The sequence below is a fragment of the Massilia sp. DWR3-1-1 genome (genome assembly GCF_049898325.1).
In the GTDB taxonomy this organism is placed as follows: domain Bacteria; phylum Pseudomonadota; class Gammaproteobacteria; order Burkholderiales; family Burkholderiaceae_D; genus JAFCUW01.
Genome location: NZ_JAFCXL010000001.1, coordinates 90,542 through 113,357 on the forward strand (window position 1 = coordinate 90,542; position 22,816 = coordinate 113,357).

Consider the following 22,816-nt stretch of genomic DNA (forward strand, 5'->3'; position numbering starts at 1 on the left):
CCCCCATGAACGATGCAGTCAAACCCACCACCACCCTGATCTGCGGCTCGCTCGCCTTCGACAAGATCATGCAGTACCACGGCCGCTTCTCCGAAGCGCTGATCGCCGACCAGCTGCACAAGGTCAATGTCTCGTTCCTGGTGCCGACCCTGCGCACCGAATACGGCGGCTGCGCCGCCAACGTCGCCTACAACCTGGGCATGCTGGGCGGCGATCCCCTGATCATGGCCACGCTGGGCCAGGACGGCGGCGAATACCTCGAGCGCTTCGCCACCATGGGCATTTCCACCCGCGCCATCCGCACCATCGGCCACGCCTACACCGCCCAGTGTTTCGTCACCGCCGACCAGGACAACAACCAGATCAACGCCTTCCACCCTGGCGCCATGCAGTTCTCGCACGAGAATAACCTGGCCGACTACGGGCCCCTGCGCATCGCCATCATCGGCCCTGACGGCCGCGACGGCATGCTCAAGCACGCCAGCGACTGCGTCAGCGCCAGCGTGCCCTTCATGTTCGATCCGGGCCAGCAACTGCCCATGTTCAATGGCGAAGAGCTGCGCGATTTCATCGAAAAAGCCACCTACCTGGCGGCCAACGACTATGAATTCGAGATGCTCACCGAGCGCACCGGCTGGTCGGCCGAGCAGATCGCCAGCCGGCTCGAGGCGCTGATCGTCACCCGTGGCGACCTCGGTTCGGAAATCTTCGCCAACGGCGAGCGCATACTCATTCCCGTGGTCGGCGCCAGCGCCGTGGTCGACCCCACCGGCTGCGGCGACGCCTACCGCGCCGGCCTGCTGTACGGGATCGCCAAGGGCTTCGACTGGGCCACCACGGGCCGCCTGGCCAGCCTGCTCGGTTCAATCAAGATCGCCCACCAGGGCGGCCAGAACCACCGCTTCACCCCGGCCGAGATCGGCGAGCGCTTCGAAGCGGCGTTCGGCTACCGGTTTCAGTGATACTGGCCGGACCAGGGCGCGATCACGGCGTGAAGTGACGTAACACCGCTTCGCGCTCGACGCCGCGCACTTCGACCAGCTTGCGCCGGCCCGTGGCGCCGTGCGTGAGGACGACGGCGCCGCGCGCCACCTTGAGTTCCTTGGCCAGCCATTTGACCAGCGCCGCATTGGCCTGGCCCTCCACGGGCTGCGCCTGCAGCTTGATCTTCAGCGCATCGCCGAGCACCCCCACCACCTCGGTCTTGCGGGCGTTCGGGGTGATCTGGACGGCCAGGCGCACGCCGCCCGCCAGCGCCGTGCACCAGGGATCGCTCACATCGGTCAAAAGTGGGGAATCGTCGTATCGACCAGGTACATGACGATGCGCAGCACGATGAATGCCACCAGCATCGACAGGTCGAGGCCACCCAGGGTGGGCACCAACCGGCGCAGGGGCCGCAGCAGGGGGTCATTGAGCGCGCTCACCAGGGGCGCCAGCGGGGCCTGCGGATTGACCCAGCTGAAAATGGCTTCGATGATCAACAGCGCCATGAAGCCGTAGAGGATCCAGGTGAGAAAGCGGTGGATGGCATGCAGGAACACCGTCTCGACGGGCAGGCCGGCCAGCAGGTACACCGAAGTGCCCAGCATGACGATCAGGAAGGCGCCGATCAGGCTGGCCCAGTCGTAGCCGCCCACCCCCGGCACCACGCGGCGCAGGGGCCGCACCAGCCAGTCCGTCACCGTGTAAGTAAATTGGGCCACCGATTGGGGGGGCCGCACGCGCGTGGCCTGCATCCAGAAACGAAGCAGCAAGACCCCGCCGAGCAAGGTGGCGATGGTATCGACGATCAACTGGAGAATACTGAGCACATCGACTCCTTAAAAAAAATACCGCTGTGTGAAAGTCACACAGCGGTATTTTGCCTGAAGGAGGCGCGGCTGGCTATTACGGACGGCTGCTGGTGGGGAATGGCCAGGCGGCAGCTGGCGCCAACGCGGTCTTGGCGGTTGGCGCTGGTGCTGCCGGCTTCTCCGCTGGCGCGGCGGGCGCGGCAACGGCCGACGCTGGCGTCGCAGCCGCTTTGGCGGCTTTTTTCGGCGCAGCACGCTTCGCTGGCGCCGGCTTGGCCGCCACTGGCGCAACTGGCGCCGCTACCGGTGCTGGTGCTGGTGCCGGTGCTGCCGGCGCCGCAGCCTTAGCGGGCTTTTTTGCCGCTGGCTTAGCCGCTACCGTCTTTTCTGCTGGCTTGGCTGCGGTCTTGCTTGCTGGCTTGGCTGCTGCTTTGGTGGTGATGGCTTTGCTGGCGACTGGCTTGGCGACGACGGGCTTGGCCGCTGCCTTCGGTGCCGCTTTGACTGGCGCGACCGGCTTGGCGGCGACCGCTTTCTTCGCTACCGGCTTGGCGACGGTTTTGGTGGCAACGGCGGCCTTCTTGGCAGCTGGCTTGGCGGCTGGCTTGGCGGCGACCTTGCCAACGGCGGCTTTCTTGGCCACTGGCTTGGCGACCGCTTTGACGACCGCTTTTTTCGCTGCCGGCTTGGCGACAGGCTTCGCCACCGACTTGCTGGCCGTGGTCTTGGTCGCCGCTTTTTTCGCGGGCGCTGCCGCCTTGGTCGTTGCCGCTTTTTTAGCGACCGGCTTGACGGCTGCCTTGCTGCTCACCTTCTTCGCTGCCGCTTTCGGTGCTGCCTTGGCGGCCGCTTTCGGTGCTGCCTTGGCTGCCGCTTTCGGTGCTGCCTTGGCCGCCGCTTTCGGTGCTGCCTTGGCTGCCGCTTTCGGTGCTGCCTTGGCGGCCGCTTTCGGTGCTGCCTTGGCTACCGCTTTCGGTGCTGCCTTGGCTGCCGCTTTCGGTGCTGCCTTGGCCGCCGCTTTCGGTGCTGCTTTCGGTGCTGCTTTCGGCGCTGCCTTGGTGGCGGCGGCTTTCTTGGCCGCTGGCTTGGCGACCGGCTTGGCAGGGGTCGCCGCTTTTTTTGCTGGCGCGGTCGACTTGGTCGCCGCTACACTGGCCTTCTTGGCTGCTGGCTTGACTGCCGCAGGGGCTTTTTTGGCGACTGGCTTGGTCACGGCAGCGGCCTTTTTGGCGACTGGCTTGGCGGCGACTGCCGCTTTCTTCGCAACGGGTTTAGAGGCGGCGGCGGACTTGGCTACCGGCTTTTTTTCTGCTGCTTTTTTTGCTGCTGTTGCCATTTGAGTTCTCCTTCATCTTCGATGAAAAAATACGCTACAAGGTTGAAACCCGTTCGACCAGCGTTGTACGGTCGAGCGAATTATTCATCGGCGCAAACATGAGGCGGGGTTTGCGCTAGTGAATTCGGCACCAGCTGAACTGCTGCAACTCCTCACGATTGCAGCACTTCAGCCGTCGTCGTCGACACAATGCGACGACAAAATCGGGACTACCGGGACACTGTCCCCACCTGGCGACTGCACCAACCCGAAACAAAAAAGCCGCCATGCCTGATCTTGCTCAAGCAGTGCGGCTTGCGGTTTTCGGTGAGGTCCGGTGCATATCTGTGTGAATCAGCTTCCCATTTGATCGGTTCAATCTGACGTCGTGTGCGCGAAAAATACGGCGACTTCACAATGCGACAAATTCAATCACGTAAATTACACGAAAAGCTTAACACTACGCAACTGGCACACGGAGAAAATCGCAGGCTTTTTTATCGACGCGCACGTCTGCGCAAACCCGTCGGCGCGGCGGCGTCATCGAACGCGTCGCGATCGGTGCGCGAGTTCGCCTGCCAAGGCGCGTTGGGGCGCGCCATCGATGGCGCAGACGGTGCCGTGAACCGTTCGAAGAAAGGCCCGGCGCACTGCGCAGACAGCCCGTACCTGCGGGCCGTATAGAAAATGGCGCGATTTCGCCGGGGCTGCCGCGCGCCTGCTGGCGCGGGTGCGGCCGGCGCGCGCGCCATCGCATCGCAGGCCGGCGGACGCGAATTGACCGCCGGCGTGGGCGGCGCGGGCGTTTTCGTCTCGTTGGCGCAACGAGCGCTGCACGGGGCGATCCACGCCCGGATCAGCGGCGATAAAAAAACCCGGCACATGGCCGGGTTGGTCGCTTGCAGCGGCACTGCGGGAAAACTCACTCCCAGTTCAGCGCCCCACCGGTCTGGTATTCCGTCACGCGCGTTTCGAAGAAGTTACGCTCCTTCTTCATGTCGATCATTTCGCTCATCCACGGGAACGGATTTTCTTCGTGCGGGAACAGCGGCTCGAGGCCGATCTGCACGGAGCGGCGGTTGGCGATGAAGCGCAAGTACCCCTTGAACATCGAGGCGTTCAGGCCCAGCACGCCACGGGGCATGGTGTCTTCGGCGTAGGCGTACTCGAGGTCGACCGCCTGGTGGAACAGCTGCTTGATCTCTTCGCGGAACTCCGGCGTCCACAGCAGCGGGTTTTCCATCTTGATGGTGTTGATCAGGTCGATACCAAAATTGCAGTGCATCGACTCGTCGCGCAAGATGTACTGGTACTGCTCGGCAGCGCCCATCATCTTGTTCTGGCGGCCCAGCGCCAGGATCTGGGTGAAGCCGACGTAGAAGAACAGGCCTTCCATCAGGCAGGCGAAGACGATCAGCGACTTGAGCAAGGTCTGGTCGGACTCGGTGGTGCCGGTGGTGAAGGTGGGATTGGTCAGCACATTGATGAAGGGGATCAGGAACTCATCTTTGTCGCGGATTGACTTGACTTCATTGTAGGCGTTGAAAATCTCCGCCTCGTCCAGGCCCAGCGACTCGACGATGTACTGGTAGGCGTGGGTGTGGATGGCTTCCTCGAAAGCCTGGCGCAGCAGGTACTGGCGGCATTCCGGCGCCGTGATGTGGCGGTAGGTGCCCAGCACGATGTTGTTGGCGGCGAGCGAATCGGCGGTGACGAAAAAGCCCAGGTTGCGCTTGACCAGGCGACGCTCGTCGTCGGTCAGGCCGTTCGGGTTCTTCCACAGCTCGATGTCGCGCTGCATGTTGACCTCTTGCGGCATCCAGTGGTTGGCGCAGCCGGCCAGGTATTTGTCCCAGGCCCATTTGTACTTGAACGGCACCAACTGGTTGACGTCGGTCTTGCCGTTGATGATGCGCTTGTCGTCCGCATTGACGCGCTTGGCGACCGACGCTTCATCGGCCGGTGCTTCAAATCCCGGCGCCGGGATCGGCGCGGCGGCGGTGGTATCTTCGTCCCATGACAACATGATGATTTCCTTGTGCTCTATCTAGAGGGATGACAGGCGCGCCGCCGGGCGGCGCGCCTCATGAATGTTACTGACAGGCTTCGCATTCCTCGAAACCGTCGTCGCCCGGACGCAAATAGCAGGCGGCGCCGTCGTCTTCGCTGCTCGCTTGCACAGCAGCGACTGCCGGTGCGGCCACCGCCGCTGCCGCTGCCGCTGCCGCTGCCGAGGCAGTGGCCGAGGCCGACATGCCGCCATCGACGGCCACCGCGTTCAGGGCGCCCGTGCGGGAGGTGGATTTCTCCATGTGGGTGGCGGCGATGGTGCGCAGGTAGTAGGTGGTTTTCAGGCCGCGCAGCCATGCCAGCTTGTACGTTTCGTCGAGCTTCTTGCCGGACGCGCCGGCCATGTAGATGTTGAGCGATTGCGCCTGGTCGATCCACTTCTGGCGACGCGAGGCCGCTTCGACCAGCCAGCTTGGCGACACTTCGAAGGCGGTGGCGTAGATCTCGCGCAGGTCTTGCGGGATGCGGTCGATCTTGACGAGCGAACCGTCGAAGTATTTCAGGTCGGCGATCATCACTTCATCCCACAGGTCGCGCGCCTTGAGGTCACGCACCAGGTAGGCATTGATTTCCGTGAATTCGCCCGACAGGTTCGATTTCACGTACAGGTTCTGGAACGTCGGCTCGATGCAGGCGGACACGCCGATGATGTTGGAAATCGTCGCCGTCGGCGCGATCGCCACGCAGTTCGAGTTGCGCATGCCGAATTGGGCGATGCGCTGGCGCACCAGGGTCCAGTCCATGGCCGACGAATCGTCCACTTCCAGGTAGCCGCCCCGTTCTTCGGCCAGCAGGCGCACCGAGTCCTGCGGCAGGATGCCACGCGACCACAGCGAACCCTCGTAGGATTCGTAACGACCGCGCTCTTCGGCCAGCTCCGTCGAGGCCAGGTAGGCGTAGTAGCAGACCGCTTCCATCTGGGTGTCGGCGAACGCGACCGCTTCGTTCGACGCGAACGGCACGCGCATCATGTGCAGGCAATCCTGGAAGCCCATCACGCCCATCCCGACGGGACGGTGGCGCAGGTTGGAGTTACGGGCTTTTTCGACGGCGTAGTAATTGATATCGATGACGTTGTCCAACATCCGCATGGCGGTGCGCACGGTTTTCTGCAGCTTGACGTGGTCGAGCTTGCCTTCTTTCATGTGCGCCGGCAGGTTCACCGAACCGAGATTGCAGACGGCGATTTCGCTCTCGTTGGTGTTGAGGGTGATCTCCGTGCACAGGTTCGAACTGTGCACCACGCCCACGTGCTGCTGGGGCGAGCGGATGTTGCACGGGTCCTTGAAGGTGATCCATGGGTGGCCCGTTTCAAACAGCATCGAGAGCATCTTGCGCCACAGGTCGAGGGCAGCGATCTTCTTGAACACGCGGATCTCCCCAAGCGCAGCCTTCGCTTCGTAGCCCGTGTAGGCCGTTTCGAAGGCGCGGCCGACCAGGTCGTGCAGGTCCGGCGTCTCCGACGGCGAGAACAGCGTCCAGTCGCCCTTTTCCATCACGCGCTTCATGAACAGGTCGGGAATCCAGTTGGCCGTGTTCATGTCGTGGGTGCGGCGGCGGTCGTCGCCCGTGTTCTTGCGCAGGTCGAGGAATTCCTCGACGTCCAGGTGCCACGTTTCCAGGTAGGCGCAGACGGCGCCCTTGCGCTTGCCGCCCTGGTTGACGGCGACGGCGGTGTCGTTGACCACTTTCAGGAACGGCACCACGCCTTGCGACTTGCCGTTGGTACCCTTGATGTGGGCGCCCAGGGCGCGCACGGGGGTCCAGTCATTGCCCAGGCCACCGGCGAACTTGGCCAGCAGGGCGTTTTCCTTGATGGCGTCGTAGATGCCTTCCAGGTCGTCCGACACGGTCGTCAGGTAGCACGACGACAGCTGCGAGCGCAGGGTGCCCGAGTTGAACAGGGTCGGCGTCGAGCTCATGAAATCGAAGCTCGACAGCAGGTTGTAGAACTCGATGGCGCGCGCTTCGCGGTTTTCCTCGCGCAGCGACAGGCCCATGGCCACGCGCATGTAGAACGCCTGCGGCATCTCGATGCGCACGTCGCGCACGTGCAGGAAGTAGCGGTCGTACAGGGTTTGCAGGCCGATGTAGCCGAACTGCAGATCGCGGTCGGCCACCAGGGCCTTGGCCAGCTTGGCCAGGTCGTAGGAGGCCAGCACCGGGTCGAGCAGGTCGTTGGCGATGCCCTTGGCGATGTACTGGGGGAAGTAGTCGACGTAATGGGCGGCAGCCTTCGCCTGCGGCACTTCCTGGCCAAACACTTCCTTGCGGATGGTGTGCAGCAGGATGCGCGCCGTCACTTGCGAATAGGCGGGGTCTTTTTCCATCAATGCGCGGGCGGCCAGGATGGCCGACTTGTGCAGCTCTTCGACGGGCACGCCGTCGTACAGGTTGCGCACCGTTTCAGCGAGGATGGCGTCGGCGTCGACGTGCTTTTCCAGGCCCACGCAGGCGGCGCCGATCAGGTCGCGCACTTCCTGCATGTCGAGCGCGCGGCGCTGGCCGTTTTCCAGCACGTGGATCTGCGGCGCGGCCACGTCGGCCTTGCCGCCGGCGGCTTCCTTGGCTGCGCGGCGCTCTTCCATGTGCTTGGCGCGGTACAGCACGTAGCCGCGGGCGACGTCGTGCTCGCCCGAGCGCATCAGCGCCAGTTCAACCTGGTCTTGCACGTCTTCGATGTGGAAGGTGCCGCCGCCCGGCTGGCGGCGCACCAGCGCGGCGACCACGCCGGCGGTCAATTGCTCGACCTTGTCGCGGATGCTGGCCGAAACGGCGCCCTGGCCGCCATGCACGGCCAGGAACGCTTTCGTCATGGCGACATTGATTTTCGACGGCTCGAAAGCGACCACGGCGCCGTTACGGCGGATGATGCGGTAGTCGCCGCTGGCGGCCAGTTCGGTGGTGCTGGCGACGGCCGAACCCGGGGTCAGGTGCAGCGGATTGGTAGAAATATCTTGTGAAGTATGCATTGAAGCTCCCCAGGTTGGCCGCTGTTGTGGGCGGCCTTTGTTGTCGAACGCACGGCGGTTGGCCATGACGAAAAAAGCGGACGAGCCACCGACCCATACCGAACGCCCAGCCGGGCGCCTTGATCGACAAGGGGGCGGCAATGACGGGCGAAAGGCAGGGATTGGGGTGCTCGATCGTGCAAGTCAGACTTGACTTTCGTGGTGTACCGGGCTATGGCTAAACTGCCTCTACACCACTACATCTAGTCACGAAAGCTAACTTGAGACTAATTGTAGTACCTGACTGCCAGGCCTGCAATATATTTCCAACACCATTGGGAAGTAAATATTTAGCCGAAATCGAGGTGTGCCCACTTGACTTTGCGCAGCTTGGAAGCACTGGTGCATCGGCGGTTAGCGAGCACTAACTTCTCTGCCGCTGGCAGGACCATCGCTTGTAATTTTGACCAGTCGAAAAACGGTCCGGGATCGCTCTTCCTGCCCGGGGCGACATGCTCGTGGCCGGCGATGGCGGCGATCGGGTAGCGCGCCGCCAGGGCCGCGACCAGGCGGGCGACGCTGTCGTACTGGGCTGACGAAAAAGCAACAAAATCACTGCCTTCGATCTCGATGCCCACCGAATAATCGTTGCAATTGGCGCGCCCGTCGAACACCGACACGCCTGCATGCCAGGCGCGCCCCTGGCATGCCACGAACTGCGTCACGCTGCCATCGCGGCGCACCAGGAAGTGGCTCGACACGTGCAGCGCGCGCAGTTCGGCGAAGCTGGGGTCGGCACGGACGTCGAGGCGATTGCTAAACAGGTCGGCGATGTGGGGGCCGCCGAAGCGGCCGGCCGGCAGGCTGATGTTGTGCAGGACGATCAGCTCGATGGGCGCGCCGTCGGGGCGCGCATTGCAGTTGGGCGAGTCGTAGCGGCGCGCGGGCGGCCACCAGCCCTCGCTGTCGATGGCGTCCTGGTCAAACGGGCGCGTCATCAGGGCTCCTGGATGTCCAGCTTTTGCATCGAATAGCGCAGCTGGCGGAAGCTGATGCCCAGCAACTCGGCGGCCTTGGTGCGGTTGAACTGGGTTTGCGCCAGCGCCCTGACGATCAGTTCGCGCTCGACCTGGGCCAGGTGATCGGGCAGATTGGCCGGTAAATTTGCGGGCAGTTCGGCGCTGGCCGCCGGCGCGACCGGGGTGATCGGGGTGACCGGGGTGACCGCAGTGACCGGGATGGGCGCGGCGACCTGCCCGTCCGGTGGCGCCACCCGGGCCGCCTTGAGCGACAGGTCACCCGTCTCGATGACGCCGTCGTCGGCAAACGCTAGCGCGCGCTCCAGCACGTTTTCCAGCTCGCGCACATTGCCAGGAAACGCATAGGCGCGCAAGGTGTCGAGCACCCCGGCGCCCAGCCTGGCCGGGCTGGCGCTGCCGGCCAGGCGGCGCAGGATGGCGTCGGTGAGCACGGCCAGGTCGACCAGCCGTTCGCGCAGGGGCGGCAGGGTCAGCTCAATGACATTGAGGCGATAAAACAGATCCTGGCGAAACGCGCCCTGCTCGACGCAGGCGGCCAGGTCCTTGTGGGTGGCGCTGATGATGCGCACGTCGACGCTTTCCTCGGCGGTGGCGCCGATCTTGCGCACGCGCCGCTCCTGGATCGCGCGCAGCAGCTTCACTTGCATCGCCAGCGGCAGGTCGGCCACTTCGTCGAGCATCAGGGTGCCGCCGTTGGCCGCCTGAAAAAAACCGTCGCGCTCATCGGCGGCGCCCGTAAACGCCCCTTTGCGGTAGCCGAAGAACTCCGCTTCCATCAAGGCCTCGGGGATGGCGCCGCAGTTGACGGCGATAAAAGGCTGGGCCGCGCGGGCGCTTTGGTCGTGGATTTCACGCGCCGCCAGTTCCTTGCCGCTGCCGGACTCGCCGGAAATGGCGATCGGTGCCATCGAGCGGGCCAGCCGGCCGATCTGCCCGCGCAGCGCCTGCATGGCGGGCGAATCGCCGATCAGGCGGCTGCCGTTCGAGCCGCCCGCCGCGCCGGCGGCCGGCCCGGCCCCGCGTGCCGATGCCGGCGCCGGCGCCGCCAGCTTGAGCGCCGAGCGCACCATCAGGCGCAAATCGTCGAGCACCACCGGCTTGGAGACGTAGTCGAAGGCGCCCGCCTTGAGGGCGACGACGGCGTTGTCGGCGCTGCCGTAGGCGGTGATGACGGCGATCGGCGTGCCCTTGCCGCTGGCGGCCACCTCGCGCACCAGCTCCAGGCCCAGGCCGTCGGGCAGGCGCATGTCGGTCAGCACCAGCGCAAACGGTGCGGCGGCGAACAGCGCGCGCGCCTCGCCCAGGGTGGCGGCGCAGGCGACGTCGAGGCCCATGCGCACCAGGGTAATGTCGAGCAGTTCGCGCAGGTCGGCTTCATCGTCGACGACCAGGACCCGGGGTGAACTCATGGCGTAACCTTCTCTGCAAGCGAAGCGGTGTGGGCGAACGAAATGACGAAGCGGCCGGTGGGCTTGCGCAGGCCGAAGTGGCCGGCGTCGATACGATACTCATAATCGAGCATGGCGCCGTTATTCAAGCACAGCTCGCGCGCCAGGTACAGCCCCAGGCCCGTGCCCTTGCTCGAGGTGGTGTAGAACGGCTCGAACAGGTGGGCGCGCACTTCCGGCGTGATGCCCGGGCCGTCGTCCTGCACGTGCAGCTCGAGCCGCCCGGGGGTGTCGCTGACGACGAACAGGCGGATCGAGCCGGCCGTGCCGCTGGCGTAGCGGATGGCGTTGGTGAGCAGGTTGACCACCACTTCGCGCAGGTGCAGGGGATCGAAGCGCACGGCGGCGCTGCCCGCCGCCAGCTCGATCAGCGCGCCCGGCAAGCCGTGGGTTTCCTCGAATTCGGCGCCGACGTCGGCCAGGAACGGGCCCAGCGCGTGCGGCGTGGTCTGCGGCTGCACCTTGCGCGAGAGCTGCAGGATGTCTTCGATCATGCGGTTGACCCGCGCCACGTTGTCGCCGACGATTTTCAGCAGCCGCGCGTGGCCGGGATCGGCCAGGTCTTCGGCCAGCAGGGAGGTGGCGTGGCCGATCGCCGACAGGGGATTGCGCACTTCATGGGCAATGCTGGCGGTGAGCCGCCCCATCGACGCCAGCTTGAGTTGCTGCGCCTGGTTTTCGATGGCGGTGACGTCCTGCAGGAAGATGACGAAGCGCTCGTGCGCATTGGCCGCCGTTTCGACCCGTGCGAAGCGCAGTTTCAGGTGCGCCGCCAGTTCCGGGCGCACGCTGCGGGTGCCACTGGCGTCCGGCTCGGGCTTGATGACGACATACGCTTCGCCGCAATCGCAGCCGCGCCAGCTGGCGAAGGCCTCGGCCAGCGGCGCCAGCGCGGGCGCTGCCGCCAGCGTGAGCGGGGCACCATCGTCGGGCGGCGCCAGCGCCAGCATGCGGCGGGCTGCCGGATTGCTGGTAAACACCCGGCTGTCGGCGCCGACGACGAGGATGCCATCGCCCACGTCGGCCATGACGATGTGATTGATGGCCAGCTGGATGGCCAGGTCGGCGCCATGGCCTGCAGCGAGTTCCTCCTGGCGGATCAGGCGCCGGGCCAGCCCGCCCACCACCAGCACCAGCGCAAAGAACATGGCGCCGTAGACGCCAGACTGCAGCAGCTGGGCCGTTTCGCCTTCCAGCGCCAGCATTTGATAGCCGCTGTGGCCAATCACCACCAGGGTGGCCAGGGCGGCGGCGAACAGCGCCAGCAGGCGCGGCGCCAGGATGGCGGCGCCGGCCAGCGGAAACAGGAACAGGATCGCCAGGCTGCTGCGGATGCCGCCGGCGGCGGCGTACAGCATGGCGATGACGGCCAGGTCGAGCGCCACCTGGGTGCACAGTTGCAGCAGGAAGTGACGGCGGCGGTACAGCGCCAGCAGGGCGAACACGCCGCCGCCCAGCAGGTACGCCAGGCAGGTATAGATATACAGGCGGGGCGCGGCGCTGCGCCAGCCCTCGCTGCCCAGGCTCAGATAGGCCAGCAGCACCACCGCGATGGCGATGCGGGTCAAGGCCAGCGTCTGCAGCGAACGCCAGAACGACGCCCGGGTGGCGAGGGGCGCGCGCGCGGCGGGCGCGCCGTTCCACAGCCAGTGGCCGCGCGACATCGTCAGGGTGCCGGCAGGCGGACGTGCGCCGGGCAGCAGTAATCGAGGCCGTCGGCGCGCACCGCTTCGGAGGCGGGGAAGTACAGGCCGCAGTGGGCGCATGAGGTCATCGCTTCGCCCCCTTCGGCGGGGCTGACGGCGCCGGGCGCCGCATCGAAGCGATTGGCGCGGTCGGCGCGCGCGCGCGCGGCCTGGATCTTGGCGCGGATGGCGAACACCACCAGCACGGCCAGCGCCAGCCAGAACAACAGGCGGCTCATGCGACCGCCCGGTGCAGCACCACTTCGAACACGAAGCGCGAGCCGACGTAAGCCAGCACCAGGGTGGCAAAGCCGGCCAGGGTGAAGCGCAGCGCCATCTTGCCGCGCCAGCCTTTCCAGCGGCGCCCCGCCAGCAGGGCGCCGAACAGCAGCCACGACAGCAGTGCGAAGACGGTCTTGTGGTCCCATTTGAGGGCGGCGCCAAAGAGCTGCTCGGAAAACACCACGCCCGACAGCACGGTGAGCGTGAGCAGGATGAAGCCGATGCCGATCAGGCGAAACAGCAGTTTTTCCATCGTCAGCAGGGCCGGCAACTGGTCGAGCGAGCGGCCCAGCCAGCGCGCGGGCGCCGGCGAGCGCGCATGCAGGCGCGCTTCCTGCAGGGCCATCAGGACGGCGTGGAAGGCGGCGATGGTCAGGGTGCTGTAGGCCAGCACCGCCACGGCGATGTGCCAGCCGAAGGCGGGCGACTGGCCCTTGAGCTGGAAGACGACACCGGGAAACACGGCCGGCAGGGCGGCGGCGACGGCGGCGCACGGCAGCACCATGCGGCGCAGGCCGTCGAGGGCGAAATTGCGGTTTTCCACCAGGTAGGCCGCCACCGACACCCACAGGGCGGCCGACAGCATGACGGCAAAACCGAGCCGCACGCCGCCCGGCGCCTGCATATTGAACCACAGGGCGCCCGCGTGCAGCAGCCAGGCCAGGCTGGTGCCGGCGGCAATCAGGCCGCCCTGGCGCAGCGGCAACAGGGCGCACACGGCGTAGAGCAGCGCGGCGGCATAAAAATAGGTGGTGTGCATGCGCATCAGTTTACACCATGGTGCCCCGCCCGGGTGGTGCGGCGGCCACCAGGGCCGGCCCGTCGACGACGACGTGCCCGCCCCCGCCTGAACTCAGTCCACCGCCGCCATGCGCATCTCGTCGTTGTGGTGGCGCTGCTGCTCTTCCATCACCAGTTGCCCCAGTTCGCGTTTCAAGGCATTGAACTCGGGCGAGGCGGGGTCGCGCTCGCGCGGCAGCTCGACGAGGATGTCGCGCTTGACGGTGCCGGGCCGGTAGGTCATCACGACGATACGGTCGGCCAGGTAGATCGCCTCCTCGATGCTGTGGGTGACGAAGATGATGGTCTTCTTCAGTTCGGACCAGATGCGCAGCAACTCGTCCTGCAGGTTGCGGCGGGTGAGCGCGTCGAGGGCGCCGAAGGGCTCGTCCATGAGCATGATGGGCGAATCGAGCGCCAGCACGCGGGCGATCGCCACGCGCTGGCGCATGCCGCCCGATAAATCCTTCGGAAAGCGGGCGCGGAAGTCCGACAGCGACAGCATCGCCAGCAAGCCATCGACGCGCTGCTTGATATCGGCGCGCGCCATGCCCTTGATTTCCAGGCCGAAGCCGATATTGTCTTCCACCGTCATCCAGGGGAACAAGGCGTATTCCTGGAACACCATGCCCCGCTCGGGACCGGGCGCCGTCACCTGCTTGCCATCGGCGACGATGCTGCCCGAGGTGGGCAGGGCGAAGCCGGCGATGGCGTTGAGCAGGGTCGACTTGCCGCAGCCGGAAGGCCCCAGCAGGCAGGTAAATTGCCCGCGCGGGATTTCCAGGTTGATGTCTTTCAGGGCGACCAGCTCGCGCTCGTCGGTGCGAAAGATTTTATTGACGCCGCTGATAATAATGTGAGGCGTGTTCATGCTCAATGCTCCAGACCGCGGTGCCAGCGCAGCAAGTGGTTGTTCAGGCGGTTCATGCCGACGTCGATGGCCAGGCCCCACAGGCCAATGGTGATCATGCCGGCGATAATTTTGTCGGACCAAAAGTATTCACGCGCTTCCAGGATGCGGAAACCGAGGCCATTGTTGACCGCGATCATCTCGGAGACGATGACGACAATAAAGGCGGTGCCGATGCCGATGCGCACGCCGGCCAGGATGTACGGCACGGCCGCCGGCAGGATCACCCTGATAAACATGGTTCGCTGGCTGGCGCCCAGGTTGCGGGCAGCGCGCAAATAAATGCTGTCGACCTGGCGCACGCCGGCGATGGTGTTCATCAGCACGGGGAAAAACGCTCCCAGCACGATCAGGAACACGGCTGGCGGATTGCCCAGCCCGAACCACAGGATCGACAGGGGGATGTAGGCGATGGGCGGAATCGGCCGCAGCAACTGGAACAGGGGATTCAACCACGCGTAGACGCGGTTGCTGGCCCCCATCGCCAGGCCGATCGGCAGGGCCAGGCCGGCGCCGATGACGAAGCCGACCACCACCCGGTACATGCTGCCGATCGAATCGATGATCAACTCGCCGGAAAACATCCAGGCCAGCTTGCTGGTGCCGCCGGCGGGGTCGTAGGGCTGCATCGGCAGCAGGTAGGCGATCCAGCGTTCGACCACGGCCAGCGGCGAGGGCAGGACCTGGGGATTGACCCAGCCGGCCATGGCCACGCCCTGCCAGGCGGCGATGATCAGCGCGGGCACGATCAGGCCGACGAAGCGGCCCAGGCCGGCGCCGCGCACTATTGCTTTTTGCATGAAAAAATATCCGATCGACGCTTAATTAACCTTGAGGCTTTTCTTTGCTTCCATCAGCAAATCCGTTTTGACCCAGTCTTTCGCCACGGGCGGCTTGGCCATCTTGCCCACGCCCGTCTTGGCCATGATGTCGGTGGTGATCTGGATGTGCTCGGCGGTGACGTCGTAGGTGTACTCGGCGTTGCCCATCGCATCGTTGAAATCGTCGGTGCTGATCTGGCCCTTGAAGACGGTTTCGCGCACGTATTTCTCCGCCAGTGGCTTGTTGTCGATGAAGGTCTTGGTCGCTTCGACGAAGCAGCGCATGAACTTCTCGGCCAGCACCCGCTTCTCCTTGTAGAATTTTTCGGTCATCACCATGGTGCGCACGGGCTCGCCGATGGGGGTGTCGTAGGGCTTGATCACTTCGACCCCGAAATTCTTGTTGATCGCCTGCGAAGACTGTGGCTCCGACTGCATCATGGCGTCGATGTTCTTGCCCAGCAGCGCCGCGTTCAGGTCCGGGTAGGACAGGTAAATCAGTTGCACGTCCTTGCCGGGCGCGCTATCGGCCGTCAAGCCGTGCTTTTGCAGCTCGGCCATCAGCAATACTTCCTGGATGGCGCCACGGGTGACGCCCACTTTCTTGCCCTTCAAATCCTTGACCGACTTGATGCCCAGGTCGGGACGGGCCACCAGGCGGGCGCCGCCCTTGGCGAAACCGGCGACGACGTAGATGGGTGCACCGCTGGCGCGCCCGGAGATGGCCGCCTCCGACGCGGTGGTGGCGACGTCGAGTTCACCGGCGATTACCGCCTGCATGGCGTCGAGGCCCTTGGCGAAGATTTTTTCGTCGATCTTGATGCCGCACTTGGGTGCGATTTCCTTCATGTACGAGACCGCGCCGTAGTGGGCGAATTTCAGATTGCCCAGGCGGACCACTTCCTGCGCCTGGACGCTGCCTGCGGTGAGCATCGCCGCCAGGGCGAGGGTGGTGTAAATGGTTTTATGGGTCATGCCGGTCTCCGTTGTTGTGGTGGTGCGTGTGGCCAATGGTCAAGTAAGCAAATATGGCAGCCACTATTATGCATACAATCCCGTCCATGAGTCGATAGTAAAAACCGCGCCGATACAATCTGTCGGGCGCCGCCAGCACAGCGTGCAGGCGGTGCGGCGCTTCGGGTAAAATGGCCGCTTGATTTTTCGGCCGCCACGGCAGCCCTCCCCCTCCAACCCAAGTCAGGTAGACCATGTTAGATAACTTAACCCAACGCTTGGCCAAGGTCGTCAAGACCATGCGCGGCGAGGCGCGGCTGACCGAGACGAACACCGCCGAGATGCTGCGCGAAGTGCGCCTGGCCCTGCTCGAGGCCGACGTTGCCCTGCCCGCCGTGCGCGAATTCATCAGCCGCGTCAAGGAAAAAGCCCTCGGCGAAGAAGTGCTGTCCTCGCTCAGCCCCGGCCAGGCGCTCGTCGGCGTGGTGCAAAAGGAACTGGGCGCCCTGATGGGTGCCGACCTGGGCCCGGAAGCGTCGCAACTGTCGTTCGCCCAGCAGCCGCCCGCCATCATCCTGATGGCCGGTCTGCAGGGGGTGGGTAAAACCACCACCGTCGGCAAGCTGGCCAAGTACCTGAAGGAACAAAAGAAAAAGAAAGTGCTGACGGTCTCGGCCGACGTGTACCGTCCCGCCGCCATCGCCCAGCTCGAGTCCGTCACCAGGCAGGTGGGGGCCGACTTCTTCCCCTCGTCCGCCACCGACAAGCCGGTCGACATCGCCCTGGCCGCGCTCGACTGGGCCAAGAAGCACTACCACGATGTGCTCATCATCGACACCGCCGGCCGTCTCGGCATCGATGAGGCGATGATGCAGGAAATCTCCGCCGTCCACGCCGCCGTCAAGCCCATCGAAACGCTGTTCGTGGTCGATGCCATGCTGGGCCAGGACGCCATCAACACGGCCAAGGCCTTCAATGACGCGCTGCCCCTGACGGGCATCGTGCTCACCAAGCTCGACGGCGACTCGCGCGGCGGCGCCGCCCTGTCGGTGCGCCACATTACCGGTAAGCCCATCAAGTTTGCCGGCGTGTCGGAAAAGCTCGACGGCCTCGAAGCGTTCGATGCCCAGCGTATGGCCAACCGGATTCTCGGCATGGGCGACATCCTGGCGCTGGTGGAAGAGGCGCGCAAAGGGGTCGATACCAAGGCGGCGGCCGACCTGGCCAATAAAATCAAGGTCGGCGGCAAGTTCGACATGAACGATTTCAAAGCGCAGCTGGGCCAGATGAAGAAAATGGGCGGCATGGCCGGCCTGCTCGACAAACTGCCGGCGCAGTTCCAGCAAGCGGCCGGCGGCGCCAACATGGACCAGGCCGACAAGCAGGTGCGGCGCATGGTCGGCATCATCGATTCGATGACCCCGTCCGAGCGCGCCAAGCCGGAACTGATCAAGGCCACCCGCAAGCGCCGCATCGCCGCCGGCGCCGGCGTGCAGGTGCAGGAAGTCAATCGCATGCTGGCCCAGTACGAACAAATGAACGCCATGATGAAGAAATTCAAAGGCGGCGGCATGATGAAAATGATGCGCGGAATGAAGGGCATGATGCCCGGCATGCGCTAATTCACCGCCCTTTATACAGGCCGGCGCAAGGGGAAACACCCCCTTGGCGCCGGCTTTTTTCATGGCTTTTCCCTCTGTGGCGTTGCCAAATACTCTGTTCTGGCGGTTTCGACTGTTTCCGATACGAAAAATGATGAAAAACACTTGCAACAACAGTAAAAGGCCACCAATATAAGCCGTGCGATGTATAGCGCAATTTCCCATATTGTCCGTTCAGGAGGCTCGAAGATGGCAACAGCCAAAAAAACCCCAGCAGCAGTGCCAGCAAAAAAGGCCGCCGTGGCCAAGCCAGCAGCAGCGGCCAAGCCGGCAGCGAAAAAAGCAGCAGCTCCAGCCAAGGCCGCCGCGCCGAAAGCCGCCGCCGCCGCCAAGAAGCCAGCCGCACCCCGCAAGCCCAATGCCGCTTTCATGAAGGCCATGACGCCTTCGGACATCCTCGCGGGTGTGGTCGGCGCGACGCCGTTGCCACGCACCGAAGTGACCAAGAAAGTGTGGGAGTACATCAAGAAACACGAACTGCAAGATGCAGCCAATCGCCGCATGATCAATGCCGACGACAAGCTCAAAGCCGTTTTCGGCGGCAAGGCGCAAGTATCGATGTTCGAAATGACCAAGCTGATTTCCGATCACCTGAAATAAGAAGAATGTGGCCGGTCGGCCAATTGCATATTAAAAGCCCCGATCAGCATATCGGGGCTTTTTTTTTGGCGGGGACGGTGGTTTGCCGGCTTATTGCTCCCACCGCTTCCACGCCGCCAGCACCGCATTCGGGTACTCGGGCCGACCGCGGCTGCCGTTGTAGCGGCCCAGCGCCAGGTACAGGCTGCCCCCTTCCATGTCGATGTACATGCGCAAGATGGCGCAGCCGTAGCGCAGGTTGGTCTGCATATTGAACAGTTTGCTGCGGTCGCTGTCGCCGATCACCGCGGCCCAGAACGGCATCACCTGCATGTAGCCGCGCGCGCCCACCATCGAGACGGCATATTTGCGGTAGGCCGACTCGACCTGGATGAGACCGAGCACCAGGCCCGGGTCGAGGCCGGCGCGGGTCGCTTCGTACCAGGCGGTGGTGAGAAATTCGATGCGCAGCTGCTCGTCGGGCAGTTTGCGCTTGAGCCGTTCCGACATGGTCGCCAGCCACTGCGCGAAGTGCTGGCGCGCCGCCTCGTCGCGCAACACGGGCTGCGGCGGACGGGCGTCCTTGATGGCGTTGGCCAGCGCCAGCCGCACCGAGTCGGCCAGCGCTTCCTCTTTCTGGTTGCCGGCCCAGGCGCAGGACGATGCGAGCAGACCGGCCAGCAAGGCCGCCCGCGCCAGCATGCTCAGCACCGCCTTCACCGCGACAACTGGTCCTTGATGAAGGCCACCATGCCGTCGACGGGCACGGCGGTGGCAGCGGCGTCGCGCCGGCCCTGGTACTCGAGGTTGCCCTCTTTCAGGCCGCGCTCGCCCACCACGATGCGGTGCGGCACGCCAATGAGTTCCCAGTCGGCGAACATGGCGCCCGGGCGCAGGCCGCGGTCATCGACGATGACGTCGACGCCGGCTGCCTGCAGGTCGGCATAGAGCTGGTCGACGGTGGTCTTGACCAGTTCGCTGCGATCCATTCCCATCGGACACAGCACCAGCTCGAACGGCGCGATCGCCGTGGGCCAGACGATGCCCTTGTCGTCGAAGTTCTGCTCGATGGCCGCGCCCAGGATGCGCGTCACGCCAATGCCGTAGCAGCCCATTTGCAGGGGCGCCGGCTTGCCGTTTTCGTCGAGGAAGGTGGCCTTCATGCTCTCCGAGTAGGCCGTACCGAGCTGGAACACGTGACCGACTTCGATCCCCCGTTCGATGGCCAGCACGCCCTTGCCGTCGGGCGAGGCGTCGCCGGCGACGACGTTGCGCAAATCGGCCACCAGCGGCTCGGGCAGGTCGCGGCCCCAGTTGGCGCCCGTGTAGTGAAACCCTTCCTCGTTGGCGCCGCAGACGAAATCGGCCATGTTGGCCACCGTGCGGTCGGCCACGATGGTGACGGGCTGGCGCGTGCCGATGGGGCCCAGGTAGCCGGGAATGGTGCCGTAGCAGTCGAGGATTTCCGCCTCGGTGGCGAAGCGGTGGGCGGCCAGGCCGGCGACCTTGCCCACCTTGATCTCGTTGAGTTCATGGTCGCCGCGCAGCAGCAGCATCCAGTTTTCCTTGACCAGCTTGCCGGCCACTTCCTTCTCCACCGTCAGCGCAATGGTTTTTACCGTTTGCGCCAGGTCCAGCTTGAGCAGCGTCGCCACGGTCTCGCACTTGGTGGTGCCGGGGGTGGCGACCTTGCTCAAGGCGGCAGTGGCGGCGGCGCGCGTGGCCGCGACAGGCATCGCTTCGGCCGCTTCCATGTTGGCGGCGAAGTCGGAGGTGGGGCAGTACACGAGCGCGTCCTCGCCCGTGCTGGCGATGACGTGAAACTCGTGCGAACCGCTGCCACCGATGGCGCCGTTGTCGGCGGCGACGGCGCGGAACTTCAGGCCGAAGCGCGTGAAGATGGCCGTGTAGGCGTCGAACATGACTTTATAGGAGGCCTGCATGCCGGCCAGGTCGCGGTCGAAACTGTAGGCGTCCTTCATGGTGAATTCGCGGCCCCGCATCAGGCCGAAGCGGGGACGGCGCTCGTCGCGGAACTTGGTCTGGATGTGATAAAAATTCAGCGGCAGCTGGCGGTAGGACTTGATTTCCGTGCGCACCACGTCGGTGATGACTTCTTCGGACGTGGGCTGGATGGCGTACTCGCGGCCGTGGCGGTCTTTGACGCGCATCAGCTCGGGGCCCATCTTGTCCCAGCGGCCCGTTTCCTGCCACAGTTCGGCCGGCTGCACGAGTGGCATCAGCAGCTCGATGCCGCCGGCCTTGTTCATTTCCTCACGAATGATCGCTTCGACCTTGCGGATCACGCGCAGACCGGTCGGCATGTAGGTGTAGATACCGGAACCGAGGCGCTTGATCATGCCAGCGCGCATCATCAGCTGGTGACTGACGATCTCGGCGTCGGAAGGCGCTTCTTTTTGTGTTGAAATAAAAAATCGGGAGGCGCGCATATCGATGAATTCTTTTTAAAAAGAGAGAGTTATAATCAACCTAATTTTAAAGGATTAGCTGGCCGATGCGTCCAATCTTTGTACAAATGGGTCCGTTGGAGCGGTTCCCGCCGTTTTCGCGCGTCGAAAATCCGGTGGGTGCGGCCGCAGGACGACGGATTTAGAGGTAAAACGGAAAGAGCACGCGCTGGCAGAAAGTTTCGAGGTGAAGCATGCTCGACCGTGAAGGGTTTCGGCCCAACGTCGGCATCATCCTGCTCAACGCCCAAAACGAGGTGTGGTGGGGCAAGCGGGTGCGCGAGCACTCATGGCAATTCCCGCAAGGGGGCATCAAATACGGAGAAACGCCGGAACAGGCAATGTACCGCGAGCTCGAAGAAGAAATCGGCTTGCGCAAGGAACACGTCAAGATCGTCGGTCGCACCCGCGACTGGCTGCGCTATGAGGTGCCCGATCATTTTATCAAGCGTGAAATTCGCGGGCATTACCGTGGCCAGAAACAGATCTGGTTCCTGCTGCGCATGGTCGCGCGCGACAACGACGTCAACCTGCGCCTGACCGACCACCCCGAATTCGACGCCTGGCGCTGGCACGATTACTGGGTGCCGCTCGACGTCGTCATCGAATTCAAGCGCGACGTCTACCAGCGCGCCCTGCAGGAGCTGTCGCGCTTTCTGTCCTGGCCCGGCCAGGGTGGCCACACGCACGAGCGGCGTCACACGGCGCGCTATTTGCGCCAGCCGCACGCGCCGCGTCCGCCCGCCCCCGCCGACGAGACCGTGGTGCTGATGCCGGGCCTGCTGCTGGCGCCCGACAAGCCATAAGTTGAACCACGATGGACGCCCCGGCGTCCATCGTCGCATCCGTTACAATGAGCGCCTCCCCGCACCGAGAAGCGCCACCATGTTCACCCCCTCTTCCCACGACGTCCGCCGGTTCTTTTGCGAAGCCTGGCGCAAGCAGCACGCCGGCGAGATCCTCAGCCCGATGGACGCCATCGCCGCCGACTGGATCGCCGAGCACCCCGAATACGCGGCCACCCTGGCCGACCCGGAGGCCGCCATCGCCCGCGATTATTCCGTCGAGAGCGGCCAGACCAACCCCTTCCTGCACCTGTCGATGCACCTGTCGATCGCCGAGCAGGTCCAGGCCGACCAGCCGCACGGCATCCGCGACGCCTTCAACGCGCTCGCCGTCCGGCTCGGCGCCCACGATGCGCACCACCAGATCATGGAGTGCCTGGGCCAGATGATCTGGGCGGCCCAGCGCGCCGGCACCGAACCCGATACGGCCGCCTACATCGAGTGCGTGCGCAAGGGCGGCAAATAGCCTGCAACACAAAAAAAGCCCCGCTGAGCGATCAGCGGGGCTTTTTTTACAGGGGCAGGCTTGCGTAATCAGCGGTGGCCGGTACCGATCGTCGCCGGCAGGCTGGCCAGGTAGGCGGCGATGTCGACGATGTCCTTGTCCGACAGGTTGGCCACCTGGGCGCCCATGATGGGGTTGTTGCGGCCGTTGACGCCGTTGCCCCGTTTATAGGCCGTCAGCGCGTGCGCCAGGTAGTCCGGGTGCTGGCCGGCCAGCTTCGGGTAGCTGGGGTCGATGGGCTTGTTGAAGTCGGCGCCGTGGCAGGCCACGCAGGTCTTGGTCAGGGTGGCGCCACGGGCAATATCGGCGGCGGCGGCGGGCACGCTCAGCGCGGCGGCGGTCAGGGCAACGAGCAGCAGTTTCATCGGGTTCTCCTTATTTGACCGGCATCTGGGCGTAGTAGGCGGCGACGTCGGCGATGTCCTGCTCGCTCATCGAGGCGGCCACGCCGCGCATCGACAGGTGCTTGCGATCGCCCTTCTTGTAGGCGGTCAGGGCCGCTTCGAGGTACTTGGCGGACTGGCCGGCGATCATCGGCACCCGGTACACTTCCGGGTAACCGGTCTTGTAGCCGGCGATGCCGTGGCACCCGATACACATTTCAACCTTGGCGGCGGCCGCCTTGGGATTACCAACGATGTCGGCCGCGCCAGCGAAGGGAAGCACGCTGGCGAGCACGAGAAGTGCGGTGATTTTTTTCATGGTT

Annotated in this window: 22 protein-coding genes; 5 read left to right on the top strand and 17 right to left on the bottom strand. The window is 64.6% G+C overall.

Annotated elements, in window-relative coordinates; genetic code table 11:
- The first annotated feature begins 5 nt into the window (after positions 1 to 5).
- On the top strand, positions 6 to 962 hold the full coding sequence (locus tag ACP7EY_RS00420) for a carbohydrate kinase family protein (RefSeq protein ID WP_426189322.1): 957 nt from the start codon (positions 6 to 8) through the stop codon (positions 960 to 962).
- A gap of 22 nt (positions 963 to 984) precedes the next feature.
- Here ACP7EY_RS00420 and ACP7EY_RS00425 read toward each other — a convergent pair whose 3' ends face one another.
- The 13 genes from ACP7EY_RS00425 to ACP7EY_RS00485 all read right to left on the bottom strand — a co-directional run bounded on the left by ACP7EY_RS00425 (position 985) and on the right by ACP7EY_RS00485 (position 16,073).
- Positions 985 to 1,278 (bottom strand): DUF167 domain-containing protein, encoded by a 294-nt coding sequence (locus ACP7EY_RS00425; protein ID WP_426189324.1) that lies wholly within the window; start codon positions 1,276 to 1,278, stop codon positions 985 to 987.
- 5 nt (positions 1,279 to 1,283) lie between these two features.
- A complete protein-coding gene (locus ACP7EY_RS00430; RefSeq protein ID WP_426189326.1) occupies positions 1,284 to 1,814 on the bottom strand; it encodes a YggT family protein in 531 nt (176 codons plus the stop codon).
- Positions 1,815 to 1,890: 76 nt separating this feature from the next.
- Positions 1,891 to 3,009 (bottom strand): hypothetical protein, encoded by a 1,119-nt coding sequence (locus ACP7EY_RS00435; RefSeq protein ID WP_426189328.1) that lies wholly within the window; start codon positions 3,007 to 3,009, stop codon positions 1,891 to 1,893.
- Between the two features lie 1,024 nt (positions 3,010 to 4,033).
- Complete coding sequence (locus tag ACP7EY_RS00440) at positions 4,034 to 5,137, bottom strand: ribonucleotide-diphosphate reductase subunit beta (RefSeq protein WP_426189330.1); 1,104 nt, start codon at positions 5,135 to 5,137, stop codon at positions 4,034 to 4,036.
- A 67-nt stretch (positions 5,138 to 5,204) separates the two neighbouring features.
- Positions 5,205 to 8,153, bottom strand: a complete 2,949-nt coding sequence (locus ACP7EY_RS00445; protein ID WP_426189332.1) for a ribonucleoside-diphosphate reductase subunit alpha — start codon at positions 8,151 to 8,153, stop codon at positions 5,205 to 5,207.
- Between the two features lie 329 nt (positions 8,154 to 8,482).
- Positions 8,483 to 9,130 (bottom strand): 1,6-anhydro-N-acetylmuramyl-L-alanine amidase AmpD, encoded by a 648-nt coding sequence (gene ampD / locus ACP7EY_RS00450; RefSeq protein ID WP_426189334.1) that lies wholly within the window; start codon positions 9,128 to 9,130, stop codon positions 8,483 to 8,485.
- Positions 9,130 to 10,581, bottom strand: coding sequence for a sigma-54-dependent transcriptional regulator (locus ACP7EY_RS00455; protein WP_426189336.1), 1,452 nt, complete (start codon positions 10,579 to 10,581; stop codon positions 9,130 to 9,132). The genes ampD and ACP7EY_RS00455 overlap by 1 nt, the downstream gene beginning before the upstream one ends.
- Positions 10,578 to 12,284 carry a sensor histidine kinase gene (locus ACP7EY_RS00460; RefSeq protein ID WP_426189338.1) on the bottom strand — a complete coding sequence of 569 codons (1,707 nt, stop codon included), beginning with the start codon at positions 12,282 to 12,284 and terminating at the stop codon, positions 10,578 to 10,580. The genes ACP7EY_RS00455 and ACP7EY_RS00460 overlap by 4 nt, the downstream gene beginning before the upstream one ends.
- Before the next feature lie 2 nt (positions 12,285 to 12,286).
- The gene (locus ACP7EY_RS00465) at positions 12,287 to 12,544 is read right to left on the bottom strand and encodes a PP0621 family protein (protein WP_426189340.1); all 258 of its coding nucleotides are present in this window, start codon (positions 12,542 to 12,544) and stop codon (positions 12,287 to 12,289) included.
- The gene (locus tag ACP7EY_RS00470) at positions 12,541 to 13,347 is read right to left on the bottom strand and encodes a cytochrome C assembly family protein (protein ID WP_426190020.1); all 807 of its coding nucleotides are present in this window, start codon (positions 13,345 to 13,347) and stop codon (positions 12,541 to 12,543) included. The genes ACP7EY_RS00465 and ACP7EY_RS00470 overlap by 4 nt, the downstream gene beginning before the upstream one ends.
- 93 nt (positions 13,348 to 13,440) lie before the next feature.
- A complete protein-coding gene (locus ACP7EY_RS00475; RefSeq protein WP_426189342.1) occupies positions 13,441 to 14,238 on the bottom strand; it encodes an ABC transporter ATP-binding protein in 798 nt (265 codons plus the stop codon).
- Positions 14,239 to 14,240: 2 nt separating this feature from the next.
- Entirely contained in the window at positions 14,241 to 15,077 is an 837-nt protein-coding gene (locus ACP7EY_RS00480) for an ABC transporter permease (RefSeq protein WP_426189344.1), read from the bottom strand.
- Positions 15,078 to 15,098: 21 nt separating this feature from the next.
- Entirely contained in the window at positions 15,099 to 16,073 is a 975-nt protein-coding gene (locus tag ACP7EY_RS00485) for an ABC transporter substrate-binding protein (protein ID WP_426189346.1), read from the bottom strand.
- Positions 16,074 to 16,306: 233 nt separating this feature from the next.
- Here ACP7EY_RS00485 and ffh point away from each other — a divergent pair, with 233 nt between their 5' ends.
- Entirely contained in the window at positions 16,307 to 17,674 is a 1,368-nt protein-coding gene (gene ffh, locus ACP7EY_RS00490) for a signal recognition particle protein (protein WP_426189348.1), read from the top strand.
- Between the two features lie 228 nt (positions 17,675 to 17,902).
- On the top strand, positions 17,903 to 18,313 hold the full coding sequence (locus ACP7EY_RS00495) for an SWIB/MDM2 domain-containing protein (protein ID WP_426189350.1): 411 nt from the start codon (positions 17,903 to 17,905) through the stop codon (positions 18,311 to 18,313).
- 90 nt (positions 18,314 to 18,403) lie between these two features.
- On the opposite strand, the gene ACP7EY_RS00500 is transcribed toward ACP7EY_RS00495, so the two are convergent.
- On the bottom strand, positions 18,404 to 18,994 hold the full coding sequence (locus tag ACP7EY_RS00500) for a lytic transglycosylase domain-containing protein (RefSeq protein ID WP_426189352.1): 591 nt from the start codon (positions 18,992 to 18,994) through the stop codon (positions 18,404 to 18,406).
- Between the two features lie 14 nt (positions 18,995 to 19,008).
- A complete protein-coding gene (locus tag ACP7EY_RS00505) occupies positions 19,009 to 20,742 on the bottom strand; it encodes a proline--tRNA ligase (RefSeq protein WP_426189354.1) in 1,734 nt (577 codons plus the stop codon).
- Positions 20,743 to 20,954: 212 nt separating this feature from the next.
- Here ACP7EY_RS00505 and ACP7EY_RS00510 point away from each other — a divergent pair, with 212 nt between their 5' ends.
- Together ACP7EY_RS00510 and ACP7EY_RS00515 are read left to right on the top strand one after the other, a co-directional pair.
- A complete protein-coding gene (locus tag ACP7EY_RS00510) occupies positions 20,955 to 21,566 on the top strand; it encodes an RNA pyrophosphohydrolase (RefSeq protein ID WP_426189356.1) in 612 nt (203 codons plus the stop codon).
- A gap of 79 nt (positions 21,567 to 21,645) precedes the next feature.
- Positions 21,646 to 22,071 carry a DUF1841 family protein gene (locus ACP7EY_RS00515; RefSeq protein WP_426189358.1) on the top strand — a complete coding sequence of 142 codons (426 nt, stop codon included), beginning with the start codon at positions 21,646 to 21,648 and terminating at the stop codon, positions 22,069 to 22,071.
- Positions 22,072 to 22,139: 68 nt separating this feature from the next.
- Here the strand turns inward: ACP7EY_RS00515 and ACP7EY_RS00520 are convergent, their stop codons facing one another.
- On the bottom strand, positions 22,140 to 22,475 hold the full coding sequence (locus tag ACP7EY_RS00520) for a c-type cytochrome (RefSeq protein WP_426189360.1): 336 nt from the start codon (positions 22,473 to 22,475) through the stop codon (positions 22,140 to 22,142).
- A 10-nt stretch (positions 22,476 to 22,485) separates the two neighbouring features.
- Entirely contained in the window at positions 22,486 to 22,812 is a 327-nt protein-coding gene (locus ACP7EY_RS00525; RefSeq protein ID WP_426189362.1) for a c-type cytochrome, read from the bottom strand.
- Positions 22,813 to 22,816 lie beyond the last annotated feature (4 nt).

Coding starts and splice junctions, on each gene's coding strand:
- ffh (WP_426189348.1), top strand. CDS start 16,307: ATGTTAGATAACTTAACCCAACGCTTGGCCAAGGTCGTCAAGACCATG.
- ACP7EY_RS00500 (WP_426189352.1), bottom strand. CDS start 18,994: ATGCTGGCGCGGGCGGCCTTGCTGGCCGGTCTGCTCGCATCGTCCTGC.
- ACP7EY_RS00505 (WP_426189354.1), bottom strand. CDS start 20,742: ATGCGCGCCTCCCGATTTTTTATTTCAACACAAAAAGAAGCGCCTTCC.
- ACP7EY_RS00525 (WP_426189362.1), bottom strand. CDS start 22,812: ATGAAAAAAATCACCGCACTTCTCGTGCTCGCCAGCGTGCTTCCCTTC.
- ACP7EY_RS00465 (WP_426189340.1), bottom strand. CDS start 12,544: ATGAGCCGCCTGTTGTTCTGGCTGGCGCTGGCCGTGCTGGTGGTGTTC.
- ACP7EY_RS00475 (WP_426189342.1), bottom strand. CDS start 14,238: ATGAACACGCCTCACATTATTATCAGCGGCGTCAATAAAATCTTTCGC.
- ACP7EY_RS00515 (WP_426189358.1), top strand. CDS start 21,646: ATGTTCACCCCCTCTTCCCACGACGTCCGCCGGTTCTTTTGCGAAGCC.
- ACP7EY_RS00520 (WP_426189360.1), bottom strand. CDS start 22,475: ATGAAACTGCTGCTCGTTGCCCTGACCGCCGCCGCGCTGAGCGTGCCC.
- ACP7EY_RS00445 (WP_426189332.1), bottom strand. CDS start 8,153: ATGCATACTTCACAAGATATTTCTACCAATCCGCTGCACCTGACCCCG.
- ACP7EY_RS00510 (WP_426189356.1), top strand. CDS start 20,955: ATGCTCGACCGTGAAGGGTTTCGGCCCAACGTCGGCATCATCCTGCTC.
- ACP7EY_RS00460 (WP_426189338.1), bottom strand. CDS start 12,284: ATGTCGCGCGGCCACTGGCTGTGGAACGGCGCGCCCGCCGCGCGCGCG.
- ACP7EY_RS00455 (WP_426189336.1), bottom strand. CDS start 10,581: ATGAGTTCACCCCGGGTCCTGGTCGTCGACGATGAAGCCGACCTGCGC.
- ACP7EY_RS00440 (WP_426189330.1), bottom strand. CDS start 5,137: ATGTTGTCATGGGACGAAGATACCACCGCCGCCGCGCCGATCCCGGCG.
- ACP7EY_RS00485 (WP_426189346.1), bottom strand. CDS start 16,073: ATGACCCATAAAACCATTTACACCACCCTCGCCCTGGCGGCGATGCTC.
- ACP7EY_RS00480 (WP_426189344.1), bottom strand. CDS start 15,077: ATGCAAAAAGCAATAGTGCGCGGCGCCGGCCTGGGCCGCTTCGTCGGC.
- ACP7EY_RS00495 (WP_426189350.1), top strand. CDS start 17,903: ATGGCAACAGCCAAAAAAACCCCAGCAGCAGTGCCAGCAAAAAAGGCC.
- ACP7EY_RS00420 (WP_426189322.1), top strand. CDS start 6: ATGAACGATGCAGTCAAACCCACCACCACCCTGATCTGCGGCTCGCTC.
- ampD (WP_426189334.1), bottom strand. CDS start 9,130: ATGACGCGCCCGTTTGACCAGGACGCCATCGACAGCGAGGGCTGGTGG.
- ACP7EY_RS00470 (WP_426190020.1), bottom strand. CDS start 13,347: ATGCACACCACCTATTTTTATGCCGCCGCGCTGCTCTACGCCGTGTGC.